The sequence below is a fragment of the Catellatospora paridis genome (assembly GCF_009720365.1).
In the GTDB taxonomy this organism is placed as follows: Bacteria; Actinomycetota; Actinomycetes; order Mycobacteriales; family Micromonosporaceae; genus Catellatospora; species Catellatospora paridis.
Genome location: NZ_WBZD01000017.1, coordinates 150,191 through 162,405, shown reverse-complemented (window position 1 = coordinate 162,405; position 12,215 = coordinate 150,191). Strand labels below are relative to the sequence as shown.

Here is a 12,215-nt window from a genome sequence, read left to right as displayed (position 1 = left end):
TGAATGTCGGTCGTTAGACGGGTTATAACCCACCAAGACCCGAGCGATCACGAGTGGGCTGCGCTGGAGCCGCTGCTTCCGGCACTGCCCACTCGTGGTGGTCAGTGCCTCGCGACCGTCGGCAGGTGGTTAACGCGATCTAGTGCATGAAGCACACCGGTTGGTCGCTGCGTGACCTGCCTGAACAGTACGGGCCGCGGCCGTGATGTCGGGCGAGTGCTCACGTCGATGTGCCGCTGCCGAGTACATTCGGGATTGCCGGAGCCGCTCGGCCACTCGTCAGCAGGGCCGTCGCCGACGTTGATGATCGGGTCGGATAGACCGATCGCAGAGGTCAGCATCCGAGCAAGTACGACCAGATCGGCTACTGTCGATTAGGCGCGTCTCATGACGCGTCTACATCGTGGGATCTCGCGGATGTGTCACAGTGATGACAGGCTTGCGATTGCAGCGCTGAGCAGGGAAGGCGATCACAAGCAGCTGTGTGATTGCGCCCCGAAATGGCACCCCGAAGACATCGACGTTAGTGAACATGTTTAGACTTCGGCCGTTCAACAAAACGAAAGCGCCCCCGCGTCGATCTTGCCGGACGTAGCGGGAGCGCCTTCGCCTGAAGTGCTGAGGCCCTGCGTAAGCGATGCGCTTACGTGGGGCCTTAGCCGTCAGCCCTGAACCATGCCCGCACGAACTCAGCCGTGAAAGTCGCGACCAGCCGGATCATCGGCTTGGCCCAGCGCCGCCAGGCCCGGTTGGGTCTGCGGCGCCGTTGACCTTCCGAGTCTGGCTCGGGGTCGGTTCCGGGGGTCGGCTCGGCCATTAGTGCTCCTTGATCGTGAAGCGACGGGGGACGTTCCCCCCGGGGAGGAACGGCTTCCGGCTTCACGAGAAGTTCTGCAGGCGTTGCGACCGACCACCAAACTACCGTTCGCCTCCGGCAGCCCCCGCAACAGGGGGCTAGGTAAAGTTCTTACATCGCACTACCTGCGGGAACGACTCCAAACTCGATCATGTCGCATCGGTGTCCCTTACCGGAACTCGCCCAATGAACCGCTTGGGAGCGACTCGAACCGCTATGCCTACCGCGTCCAGCGCTGACGTTCTACCAGCAGAAACATCACCGCAGGCGGATCCATCTACGGCTGGCAGGAGCGCCTTGCCTGCAAGCAGGAATCCATTACAGCAGCCCCATGATCAGGTAGTGGCCCGCGCGAAGTGGCGCGCATGGTGCTGCTGTGACAACGACGCCTGTGTCGAGGTCGACCTTCGCTGGCACGCTGACCATGGAACAGACTCCCTCCTAAGGTCGGGGTGATCGTGGAGACCCCGACCCTTCCGGGCACCGCGGCCGCCGGCACGGTCGGCACGAGGGCGGCGACCACGGCAAGCGTGGCCAGTGCGGCGTGGCGACTGCCGATGACGATCCTTACTGAACAGTGGATGGATGCCCACGATCGTGACGACGCACACGGCCGGGGCGATCGGTCGCCGCCAATCCGACAACACGGTTCGGTGCCGCCCCATACCGGAATGTCACGCAGTACGCGGTGAGGTGTTGTGCTGGAGGCTTATGCATTTCGGGGATATACGTGTATTCCGAAACGCATAAGCCTCCAGGCGAACTGCCGCCGCCGCACGGCCCGGCATCGCCGCGCAAGCCCGGATCGCCACGCGGTTCAGCGTCGCCGTATGGCTCAGCGGGCGACGAAGCGGCCCGAGGGCGCGCCGAGGACCGAGCCGTCGCGGTAGGCGAGGCGGCCGCCGACGACGGTGGCGACCGGCCAGCCCTTGACCTTGTGGCCCTCGAAGGGGCAGTGGTCCTGGCCCGAGAGCAGCAGGTCGGTGGTGACCTCCTGCTCCAGCTGCGGGTCCACGATGGTCAGGTCGGCGTCCATGCCGACCATCAGGTTGCCCTTGCGGCCGGCCAGGCCGTAGGCGTGGGCCGGGTTGCCCGCGGCCAGCTCGGCGACGCGCTGCGGGGACAGGCCGCGCTTGTGCATGCCCTCGCTGAGCAGGATCGGGTACAGCAGGGCGGTGCCGCCGAAGCCGGGCAGCGCGGGCCACAGCGCGTCGCCCTTGTTCTCCTCCAGGCAGCAGGCGTGGTCGGAGGCGACCCAGTCCACGGTGCCGTCGAGCACCGCGGCCCACAGCGCCTCGGTGTCCGACACGGACCGGATCGGCGGGTTGACCTTCGCGCCCAGGCCGCCGCGGCGGTCCAGGCTCTCGTGGTCCAGGCACAGGTGGTGCAGGGTGACCTCGCAGCGCAGGTCCAGGCGTCCGGTGGCCTTGGCGGCGGCCGCCGCGGCGATGGCTTCGGCCGACGACAGGTGCAGCAGGTTGACCGGGCAGCCGGTCGCGCCGGCCAGCGTCGTCGCCTCGCCGATGGCCACCTGCTCGGTCAGCGGCGGGCGGGCGTCGGAGTACGCCTTCAGCGTCTGCGGGTCGCCCGCGGCCCGGACCCGGTCGATGAACAGCCGCATCAGCTCGGCCTGCTCGCAGTGCAGCGACAGCGAGACCCGGCGGCCCGCGCGCTGGTTGGCCGCGACCGCCTCCATGATCTGGTACAGGTGGCCGAGGTCGTACTCGTCGCTCATGGTGAACGACTTGGCGTCGCGGGAGTCGGCGGACAGGTTGAATCCCTTGTAGAACATGTAGTACTTGAACGAGCTGACGCCGTGCTCGTCGATCAGCGCGGGCACCTCGCCGACCTGCGCGGTGTCCATCGGCGCGAGGTGGAAGCCGTAGTCGGTCCAGGCGTGCCCGGCGACGGCGGCCAGCACCTGCGGGAAGATCTCGCCGTACGGACCGGTGCGGTTGAGGTAGTGCTGGCCGGTGCGGAAGTAGGACAGCACCGTGGTCACGCCGCCGACCATCGAGGACCGGGTCTCCTCGGCCGCGTCGAGCGCCAGGTCCCGGTAGATGCCCAGGTGGTAGTGGGCGTCGACGGCGCCGGGGAAGACCAGCCGGTCCTTTGCCGAGAGCACCTCGTCGGCCGAGGCCGGGTCGAGGTCGTCGCCGATCGCCGCGATCTTCCCGTCGCGTACGGCGAGATCGGCGCGTACCGTGCCGACATACGGCAGCACCAGTGTTCCGTCCTTGACCAGCAGATCGTATCGTGCCACAGCGGTCCTCCCAGAAGTGCGTTTCGCACACTGTAACGAGGTTTCCTTTTTGAGGGTAGGGCGTGTACGGTGCCCCCATGCCGCCCGCCGCCCTGTCCGGCGTCACCGTCGTCGACGCCGCGACGCTCTTCGCCGGACCCCTCGCCGCGACGATCCTCGGCGACTACGGCGCGGACGTGATCAAGATCGAGCATCCGGCCAAGGGCGACCCGTCCCGGGGACACGGCCCGGCCCGCGACGGCGTGCCGCTGTGGTGGACCATGCTGGGCCGCAACAAGCAGACGGTCACCCTCGACCTCGGCCGCGCCGAGGGGGCGGCGCTGGCCAAGCGCCTGCTGTCCGAAGCCGACGTGCTCATCGAGAACTTCCGGCCCGGCACCCTGGAGCGCTGGGGCCTGTCCCCCGATGTGCTGCACGAGCTCAATCCCCGCCTGGTCGTCGCCCGGATCACCGCGTTCGGCCAGCACGGCCCGTACGCCCACCGGCCCGGGTTCGGCACGCTCGCCGAGGCGATGAGCGGGTTCGCCGCGATCACCGGCGCGCCCGACGGACCGCCCACTCTGCCACCGTTCGGGCTGGCTGACGGCATCTCCGCGCTGACCTGCGCGCAGGCGGTGCTGACCGCGCTCTACCACCGCGACGCGCGAGGGGGCACCGGGCAGGTCATCGACCTGGCCATCGTCGAGCCGATGCTCACCGTGCTGGGCATGCAGGCCATGGCGTACGACCAGCTCGGGCTCGTGCAGCAGCGCACCGGCAACCGCTCGGTCAACAACGCGCCGCGCAACACGTACCGCACCCGCGACGGCCGCTGGGTCGCCGTGTCGACCAGCGCCCAGGCCATCGCCGAACGCGTCATGCACCTGGTCGGGCACCCCGAGGTGATCGGCGAACCCTGGTTCGCCACCGGCGCGGGCCGCGCCGCGCACGCCGACGAGCTGGACGCCCACGTCGGCGGCTGGATCGCGCAGCGCGACCTGGACGAGGTGGCCAAGGCGTTCGACGGGGCCCAGGCCGCGGTCGCGCCGATCTACGACATCGCCGACATCTTCGCCGACCCGCAATACACCGCCCTGAACTCGATCACCACCGTCGAGGACCCCGCGCTCGGGCCGCTGCGCATGCCCAACGTGCTCTACCGGATGTCGCAGACGCCCGGCCGGATCGGCTGGACCGGGCGGCCCCGCGGAGCCGACAACGACACCGTCTACCGCGACCGGCTCGGCCTCACCGACGACGAGCTGACCGCACTGCGCGACACCGGAGTGATCTGATGCAGGGCCTCGACCAGGACCGGCACGCACTGCTGCCCGCCCCGAGCGGCCGTCCGACGCCGCCCGCCACCACCGCGACCGGCCCCGCCGCGCAGCACCGCACCCCGGCGGCAAGCCCCGACCCAGCGCCGTGGCAGGCGCTGCGGGGTCGACAGGTGATCGACCTGGCGCAGCCGATGCGCCGGGGCATGCCGCAGTCGCCCAACCATCCGCCGTTCCGGATGGCGCTGGAGCGCCGGCACGGCGACATGACCCGGCCCGACGGCGGCTCGGCGGCCAACGAGCTGATCGTCACCGGGGGCCACGTCGGCACGCACGTCGACGCGCTGTCGCACGTGTCGCAGGACGGCCTGCTGCACGGCGGCCGACCCACCGGCCCGCTGCAGTCCCATCTGGGCTTCAGCGACCTCGGCATCGACACGTTCCCGCCCTACCTGGGCCGCGCCGTGATCCTCGACGTGGCCCGGGTGCACGGCGTGGACGTGCTGCCCGCCGGGTACGCGATAACACCCGAGGACCTCGACCGGGCCGCGGCGGGCCTGACGCTCGCCCCCGGCGAGGTGATCCTCATCGGCACCGGCTGGTCCCGTCGCTGGTCCGAACACGACGCCTTCATCGGCCTCCGCGACGGCACCCCGGGGCCGGACGAGGCCGCCGCGCACTGGCTCGCCGCGCACTCCCCGGCCGCCGTCGGCGCGGAGACCATCGCCTTCGAGCACATCCCCGCCGGGCGCGGCCACGCCGTGCTGCCCGCACACCGGGTGCTGCTGGTCGAGCACGGCGTGCACATCGTCGAGACGATGAACCTGGACCCGCTGCTGACCACCGGCGCCCGCGAGATCCTGCTCGTGCTCAACCCGCTGCCCCTGGTCGGCGCCACGGGCGCGCCGGTCCGACCGCTGGCGGTGCTCGCATGACGGCGGAGACGGCGGTCGGCAGGCTCGCCGAGTTCGCCGTGGGCTGCCGTGACGGCGGGATCCCGGACGGGGTGCCGGGGCGCATCCTCGACATCCTCGGGCTGGCGCTGGCCGCGCAGGACGATCCCGCGGTGCGGGCCGTGCTCGCGTCGGTGCGCCGCTGGGGCGGCACGCCCGAGGCGTCCGTGATCGGTGCCGGCGACCGGCTGCCCGCGCCCGCCGCGGCGCTGGTCAACGGGGTCATGGCGCACGCGCTCGACTTCGACGACACGCACCTGCCCTCGGTGCTGCACCCGAGCGCGAGCATCGTGCCCGCCGCGCTGGCCGCCGCCGAGGCCACCGGCGCGGACGGGCCCGCGCTGGTCCGCGCCGTCGCCGCCGGGATCGAGATCTGCAACCGGCTCGGCATGGCCGCCTACGATCGGGAGCTGCGCAACTCCGTCTTCTTCGAACGCGGCCTGCACGCCACCTCTATCTGCGGCACGATCGGCGGGGCCGCCGCCGCGGGACTGTTGTACGGGCTGGACGCGGCCGGGATCGGGCACGCCATGGGCATCGCGGCGTCCATGGGCGCGGGGCTGCTGGAGGCCAACCGGACCGGTGGCACGGTCAAGAAGACGCACTGCGGTTGGGCCGCGCACGCCGGGGTCAGCGCCGCCGTGTTCGCCGCCGACGGGCTCACCGGACCACCGACGGTGCTGGAGGGGCGCTTCGGCTTCTTCGCCGCGTACACCTCGGGGGTCTTCGACGCCGACGCCCTGCTCGGTGGCCTGGGCGAGCGATGGGAGCTGTCCCGGACCGTCTACAAGCCCTACCCGACCAACCATTTCACGCATCCGGGCATCGACTGCGCGCTCGCGCTGCGGGCGGCCGGGCTGCGCGCCGCGGACGTGGCGTCGGTGGAGCTGGGGGTGGCCGCGCCGGTGCTGCGCACGATCGCCGAGCCGGCGGCGGAGAAGGCACGGCCGCGGACGGCCTACCACGGGAAGTTCTCCGGGCCGTATACGGTCGCGGCGGCGCTGCTCGGCGGCAGCGGGCTGGGCGTGGGCACGGCCGACTTCCGCGACCTCGACGCGGCGGTGCTGGCACTGGCGGCGCGGGTGACCTGCGTGGCCGACCAACGCGCCACCGAGATCTTCCCGAACGCGTTCGCGGCCGTGCTGCGGGTGCGCACCTTCGGCGGTGAGCTGCTGGAGCACCGGGTCGACGCGTCGCGCGGCAGCGCGGCCCACCCGCTGCGCCCCGGCGACCTCGACCTCAAGTTCCGGCTGAACGCCGCCGCCCTGTCCGCCGAGCAGGCTGCCGCGGTGTCGGCGGCCGCGCGCGCTCTTCGCCCTGCCGCCGAACTGCTGGCACTGACCCACCCCCGCTGACCCACCCCCGACCGGCCCGCATGATCGTCGAACTTGCCTGGCACATGGGCGAATCCGCGTTCAAGATACGCACAGGTGCCAGGCAAGTCGGGCGATCTTTGGGGCCGCGATCCACGTTCGGGCGGTCAGGGCCAGACGTCGCCGACGAGCGGCCGGGGCAGGTGCGGGTTGCCGGTCGCGGTGAAGACGGGTTCGCGGCCGCCGCGGGCGGCCGCCTCGAAGTCGTCGAGCATCCCGAACGCCCATTTGCCGAGCAGCAGGATCGCGGTCAGGTTCACGAGCGCCATCAGTGCCATCGCGACGTCGGCGAGCGCCCATACCGGCTCCAGCGCCACCGCCGAGCCGATCGCGACCGCCACCAGCACCACGATCCGGAACGCCGTCTCGACGGCCGGGCTGGCCCGCAGGAAGTCCAGGTTGACGAGGGCGTATGACGAGTTGCCGAGGATCGACGAGAACGCGAACACGGTGACCAGCACGGCCATCAGCCAGTTGCTCCAGCCGCCGAGCTGGGCCGCGACGGCCGCCTGGGTCAGTGACGCGCCGGTGTCCGCGGTCGCCTGGCCCGGCCGGTACACGTCGTCCCCGCCGAGCATGACGATGAAGGCCGTGGCGGTGCAGATCAGGATGGTGTCGACGAAGACGCCCAGCGACTGGATCAGGCCCTGCCGCGCGGGATGGCTCGTGGTCGCGGTGGCCGCCGCGTTGGGGGCGCTGCCCATGCCTGCCTCGTTGGAGAACAGGCCGCGCTTGGCGCCGTTGAGCAGCGCGGCACTGATCCCGCCCGCGACGCCGGCCAGCGCCGGGTCCAGGCCGAACGCCGACTTCACGATCGTGGCGAGCATGCCCGGCACCTCGCCGAGGTTGAGCACCACGATCAGCGCGGCCAGCAGCAGGTAGACCGCCGCCATGACCGGCACCACGTATTCGGCGACCCGCGCGATGCGCCGGATGCCGCCGAACAGCACGGGCGCGGTCGCCAGCACCAGCACCAGCGCCACCCCGAGCTGGCGGTCGCTGGAGCGCAGGGTGCTGACCACGTCGGCGATCGTGTTGGCCTGCACCATGTTGAACGCGATGCCGAAGGTGAGGATCAGCAGCACCGCGAAGACCTTGCCCCAGGTCCGCGAGCCCAGCCCGCGCTGGATGTAGGTGGCGGGACCACCGCGGAACGCGCCGTCGGGGCCGCGCACCTTGAACACCTGCGCGAGGGTCGCCTCCACGAACGCGGTCGCCATGCCGACCAGGCCGACGATCCACATCCAGAAGATCGCGCCGGGCCCGCCGAGGGTCAGCGCGATGGCCACCCCGGCGATGTTGCCGGTGCCCACCCGGGACGCCAGTCCCACGCAGAACGCCTGGAACGACGAGACGCCGGTGTCCTCGCCGGAGCGCGACCCCCGCATCTCGGAGATCATCTTGGGGAACAGCCGGAACTGCACGGCCCTGGTCCGCAGGGTGAAGTAGAGGCCCGCGCCGATGAGCAGGTAGACCAGCACGTAGTTCCAGAGGAACGCGCTGATCGGGTCGATCAGCGACTGCTGGATGAAGTCCACCGTGCACCCTCCGCCGACGCCATGGTCCCGCTCGATTGTCAGCCCGTGCGGTCGCCCAATACCCCCAAACGGTTGCATTCACCACGAACAGTAGGTCGGCCACATCGGACCCGGCTCTGGCCGCGCCGACATATATCTGGTAGATATATCTGGCAGATAGAAGGGAGGTCGTGATGGCACGGTCGAGCCAGACCGAGGTCGCGGTGCTGGGCGCGCTGGCCACTGAGCCGATGACCGGATACGCGCTGCGTGAGGCGATCCGCGACGTGCTCGGACACTTCTGGAGCGAGAGCTTCGGGCAGATCTACCCCGCACTGGCGGGGCTGGAGCAGCAGGGCTTGGTCGAACGCCAGGGCGGGGACGGCCGGGGCGCGGTCTACGCCGTCACCGAGACCGGCCATGCACGTCTGCGGGAGCTGCTGATGCAGCCGATCCAGACCGGGCCGCCACGCAACGGGCTGCTGCTGCGGTTGTTCTTCGGGCGCACGCTCGGCGTCGCGGCCTGCCGCGACCTGGTCACCCAGGCCAAGACCGAGGCGCAGCAGCGCCTGCGGGAGTACGAGGCGCTGGCGGCGCAGGTCGCGGGCGAGGAGCGGCATGCCACGGACGCGCCGTTCTGGCAGCTGACCATCTCCGCCGGACGACACAGCGCCCAAGCCGCGATCGCGTGGGCCGACGAGTGCCTGTCCGCGCTCGACACCATCGACACCCAGGAGCACACCGCATGAACATCGACTGGTCGCCGGTACGCGTCACGGCGGTCGCCGCCGCCACCGGCATGATCGTGCTGGCCCTGTTCCAACTGGCCCTCGCCGCCGGCGCGCCCTGGGGTCGGGCCGCCTACGGCGGATTCCACACCGGCACGCTGCCCGCCGGATTGCGGGTCGCGAGCGCCGTGGCCTGCGCGGTGTGGACGTTCGGCGCGCTGCTCGCGCTGCGACAGACCGGGCTGGGCGTGACCGCGCTGCCCGGCGGCCTGGCCCACTGGGGCGTATGGGTACTGGCCGGTCTGCTGGCCCTGGGCACCCTGATGAACCTGGCCTCGAGCAGCCCATGGGAACGCTGGTTCTGGGGACCGTACGCGTTCACCCTCGCCGCACTGTGTTTCGCGCTCGCCCGTGCGGGGACCGCGCCGACCCCGGTCTGATCCGCCGCCCGCCCGGGGATGCTGGACCGGACCGGCCGGGACGGGCGAGGATGTGCGGCAGCGCCCCACGAGGAGGACCACCTGATGGCACGACTGCACCTGGCCGGCAGCACCCGCGAGTACGGCGACGTGTTCACGTACCGCTTCCGTCCACAGGGCACGCTGTCCTTCCGGCCCGGCGAGTACGGGCACCTGTTCTTCCCGCAGCTGCTGCGCCGGTTCACCAAGCCGGTGCGGGAGATCTCGTTCGCCTCCGCGCCCGGCGACGACGAGGTGTGGTTCACCCTCGACCACAGCTCGGGCTCGCCTTTCCAGGAGCATTTCCGGTCGCTGGCCCCCGGTGCTGCGATGCAGGTGTTCGGCATCGGTGGCCACTTGACGCTGCCCGACGACCCGGCCCGGCCCCTGGTGCTGGTCGGCGGCGGGATCGGCGTGACGCCGTTCCGCTCGATCCTGCGCCACCTGCGGGTGCACCAGCCGCAGACACCGGTCGCGCTGGTACACGCGGCGCGCGGGGACTACCTGTTCGGCGAGGAGTTCGCGGCCATGCCGATCGCGTACCACCAGGTCGGCCGGGCCGAGCTGGCCGACACCCTCGCGGCCGTGGCCGACGTCGAGCCGCCCGCGGAATACCTGGTGGCGGGTTCGGAGGCGTTCATCTCCAGCTCGGTCGAGCACCTGCGCAACGCCGGCGTCCCGGACGGCTCGGTCCAGACCGACACCTTCAAGGGCTTACCCGACGACGCCATCGCCGTCACCCCGTGACCACCCGCGATCCGGGAGTCAGTCCAGGGTGAGGAGGCGGCGGGCGGAGCGGACCACGGCCTCGTCGACCAGGCGGCCTTGGGCGTCCAGGCAGACGCCGGAACCGTCGCGCATGGCCTGCTCGTGCCGGGCCACCAGGTCACGGGCCACGGCCAGCTCCGGCTCCGTCGGGGTGAAGACGTCGTGCACCACCGGGAGCTGCGCGGGGTGGATGCAGGCCCGACCGCGGAAGCCCAGCCGCTTGAGGGCGACCGTCGAAGCGCGCAGGGCGTCGAGGTCCCGGAAGTTCACCGAGACCGGCGCGACCGGCGGGGCGATGCCCGCCGCGGCACTGGCCAGCACGGCCTGCGAGCGGGCCCAGAGCAGCTCGCGCTCGTCCGGCCCGAGAGTGACGCCCAGGTCGGCGGCCAGATCCGCCTCACCGAGCTGTAATCGCGCAACCCGAGGCCCGCGCGCGATGGCCGGGGCGGCCAGCACCGCCGCCGCCGACTCCAGCAGCGGCACGACCTTCGTCGAGCCGACCACCAGCCCCGCCGCCTCCTCCAGCCCGGCCAGCACACCGTCCAGCGCGGACAACTGCGCCACCGACTCCGTCTTGGCCACACACAACCCGGCCAGCCCCGGCCCGACCACCGCCGCCGCGTCGACGTGCCCCCACTCCCCCGGATTCACCCGCACCCACACCCGCGGCCACACCGACCCCTCCCCCGAGCCGCCTGCCGCCCCGTCCACGACGGCGGCGGCTGTGTCGGCCAGGAAGGCCGCCACCGCGGTTCGGGCGGCGTCCTTGCCGGACGGGGGTACGGCGTCCTCGAGGTCGACGATGAGGGCGTCCGCGCCGACGGTCAGCGCCTTGGCCAGCTTCGCCGGGTTGTCGCCGGGCACGTACAGGTAGGACCTCATCCGATCGCGCCCTTGCCGGCCAGCAGCGCGCGGGCGATGACGATGCGCTGGATGTCGTTCGTCCCCTCGCCGATCATCATCAGCGGCGCGTCGCGGTAGAGGCGCTCGACGCCGAACTCGGGTGAGTACCCGTACCCGCCGTGGACCTGCATGGACAGCAGGGCGCAGTCGACGGCCGCTTCCGACGCGTGCGCCTTGGCCATGCCCGCCTCCAGGTCGACGCGGTGTCCGGCGTCGGCGCGCGAGGCGGCCCAGTGCACCAGCAGCCGCGACGACTGCACCTTCATCGCCATGTCGGCCAGTTTGAGCTGGATCGCCTGGAACTCGCCGATCTTCTGCCCGAACGCCTCCCGCTGGTTCGCGTACGCCAGTGCGGTGTCGTAGGCCTCCTGCGCGATGCCGAGCGCCCGCGCGGCGACGTTGATCCGCCCGATCTCCAACCCGGACAGCACCTGCTGCATGCCGCGCCCCTCGACCCCGCCGAGCAGGTGCGTCGCGGGCACCCGCACCTCGTCGAACACGATCTCGCACGACTCGGGCCCCTTGTAGCCGAGTTTCGGCAGGTCGCGTAGCACCTCGAAGCCGGGTGTGCCGGCCTCGACGAGCAGCACCGACATGCCCCGGTGCGCAGGCTCGGCGGACGGGTCGGTCTTGCACAGCACCGGCAGCGGGTCGGCGTGCCGGGCGTTGGTGATCCAGGTCTTGCGTCCGTTCAGCACGTAGTGGTCGCCGTCGCGGCGGGCCGTGGTGCGGATGCCCTGCAGGTCGGTGCCCGCGTCGGGTTCGGTCAGCGCGATGCCGGTGCGGCGCGCCCCAGAGGCGAGTTCGGGCAGGTAGCGGTCCTTCTGCTCGTCGGTGCCGTGCCGGGCGATGAGCCAGCAGGACAGCGAGTGGCTGCCCAGGATCCCGGCGATGCCCATCCACGCCCTGGCGATCTCCTCGAAGACGATCGAGAAGGAGACTAGGTCGGCGCCGAGGCCGCCGTACTGCTCCGGCACGGTCAGGCCGAACAGGCCCAGCTCGCGCATGGTCGCGACGATCTCCGTCGGGTACCGGCCGGACGCCTCCCATTCCCGGGCCACCGGACGGATCTCGCGGTCGGCGAAGGCGCGGATGGTCTCGCGCAGCAGCCGCTGCTCGTCGTTGAGCTCGAAGTCCACG

10 protein-coding genes are annotated in these 12,215 nt (G+C 71.4%); 6 read left to right on the top strand and 4 right to left on the bottom strand.

Features of this window, described 5'->3' with window-relative positions; all coding sequences use genetic code 11:
- Positions 1-1,691 precede the first annotated feature (1,691 nt).
- Positions 1,692-3,119 (bottom strand): dihydroorotase, encoded by a 1,428-nt coding sequence (locus F9C41_RS31725; RefSeq protein WP_155390492.1) that lies wholly within the window; start codon positions 3,117-3,119, stop codon positions 1,692-1,694.
- A gap of 77 nt (positions 3,120-3,196) precedes the next feature.
- On the opposite strand from F9C41_RS31725, the gene F9C41_RS31720 reads away from it, so the two are divergent.
- The 3 genes from F9C41_RS31720 to F9C41_RS31710 are packed head-to-tail and all read left to right on the top strand — an operon-like array spanning position 3,197 to position 6,683.
- On the top strand, positions 3,197-4,393 hold the full coding sequence (locus F9C41_RS31720; RefSeq protein WP_155390491.1) for a CaiB/BaiF CoA transferase family protein: 1,197 nt from the start codon (positions 3,197-3,199) through the stop codon (positions 4,391-4,393).
- Entirely contained in the window at positions 4,393-5,310 is a 918-nt protein-coding gene (locus F9C41_RS31715) for a cyclase family protein (protein WP_155390490.1), read from the top strand. Before F9C41_RS31720 ends, F9C41_RS31715 begins: the two co-directional genes overlap by 1 nt.
- On the top strand, positions 5,307-6,683 hold the full coding sequence (locus tag F9C41_RS31710; protein WP_155390489.1) for an MmgE/PrpD family protein: 1,377 nt from the start codon (positions 5,307-5,309) through the stop codon (positions 6,681-6,683). Before F9C41_RS31715 ends, F9C41_RS31710 begins: the two co-directional genes overlap by 4 nt.
- Before the next feature lie 125 nt (positions 6,684-6,808).
- On the opposite strand, the gene F9C41_RS31705 is transcribed toward F9C41_RS31710, so the two are convergent.
- A complete protein-coding gene (locus tag F9C41_RS31705; protein WP_155390488.1) occupies positions 6,809-8,239 on the bottom strand; it encodes an alanine/glycine:cation symporter family protein in 1,431 nt (476 codons plus the stop codon).
- Between the two features lie 173 nt (positions 8,240-8,412).
- On the opposite strand from F9C41_RS31705, the gene F9C41_RS31700 reads away from it, so the two are divergent.
- The 3 genes from F9C41_RS31700 (at position 8,413) to F9C41_RS31690 (ending at position 10,151) form a co-directional block, all read left to right on the top strand.
- Positions 8,413-8,967, top strand: coding sequence for a PadR family transcriptional regulator (locus tag F9C41_RS31700; protein ID WP_155390487.1), 555 nt, complete (start codon positions 8,413-8,415; stop codon positions 8,965-8,967).
- A complete protein-coding gene (locus F9C41_RS31695) occupies positions 8,964-9,386 on the top strand; it encodes a hypothetical protein (protein WP_155390486.1) in 423 nt (140 codons plus the stop codon). The genes F9C41_RS31700 and F9C41_RS31695 overlap by 4 nt, the downstream gene beginning before the upstream one ends.
- A gap of 84 nt (positions 9,387-9,470) precedes the next feature.
- Entirely contained in the window at positions 9,471-10,151 is a 681-nt protein-coding gene (locus tag F9C41_RS31690) for an FAD-dependent oxidoreductase (protein WP_196280044.1), read from the top strand.
- Between the two features lie 18 nt (positions 10,152-10,169).
- Here the strand turns inward: F9C41_RS31690 and F9C41_RS31685 are convergent, their stop codons facing one another.
- Both F9C41_RS31685 and F9C41_RS31680 read right to left on the bottom strand, forming a co-directional pair.
- Positions 10,170-11,054, bottom strand: coding sequence for an HpcH/HpaI aldolase/citrate lyase family protein (locus tag F9C41_RS31685; protein ID WP_155390484.1), 885 nt, complete (start codon positions 11,052-11,054; stop codon positions 10,170-10,172).
- Entirely contained in the window at positions 11,051-12,214 is a 1,164-nt protein-coding gene (locus F9C41_RS31680) for an acyl-CoA dehydrogenase family protein (protein WP_155390483.1), read from the bottom strand. The genes F9C41_RS31685 and F9C41_RS31680 overlap by 4 nt, the downstream gene beginning before the upstream one ends.
- Between the last annotated feature and the right edge of the window lies 1 nt (position 12,215).

Excerpts from the sequence above, each read along its gene's own strand:
- F9C41_RS31695 (WP_155390486.1), top strand. The coding sequence starts at position 8,964 with ATGAACATCGACTGGTCGCCGGTACGCGTCACGGCGGTCGCCGCCGCC.
- F9C41_RS31715 (WP_155390490.1), top strand. The coding sequence starts at position 4,393 with ATGCAGGGCCTCGACCAGGACCGGCACGCACTGCTGCCCGCCCCGAGC.
- F9C41_RS31690 (WP_196280044.1), top strand. The coding sequence starts at position 9,471 with ATGGCACGACTGCACCTGGCCGGCAGCACCCGCGAGTACGGCGACGTG.
- F9C41_RS31700 (WP_155390487.1), top strand. The coding sequence starts at position 8,413 with ATGGCACGGTCGAGCCAGACCGAGGTCGCGGTGCTGGGCGCGCTGGCC.
- F9C41_RS31710 (WP_155390489.1), top strand. The coding sequence starts at position 5,307 with ATGACGGCGGAGACGGCGGTCGGCAGGCTCGCCGAGTTCGCCGTGGGC.
- F9C41_RS31720 (WP_155390491.1), top strand. The coding sequence starts at position 3,197 with ATGCCGCCCGCCGCCCTGTCCGGCGTCACCGTCGTCGACGCCGCGACG.
- F9C41_RS31685 (WP_155390484.1), bottom strand. The coding sequence starts at position 11,054 with ATGAGGTCCTACCTGTACGTGCCCGGCGACAACCCGGCGAAGCTGGCC.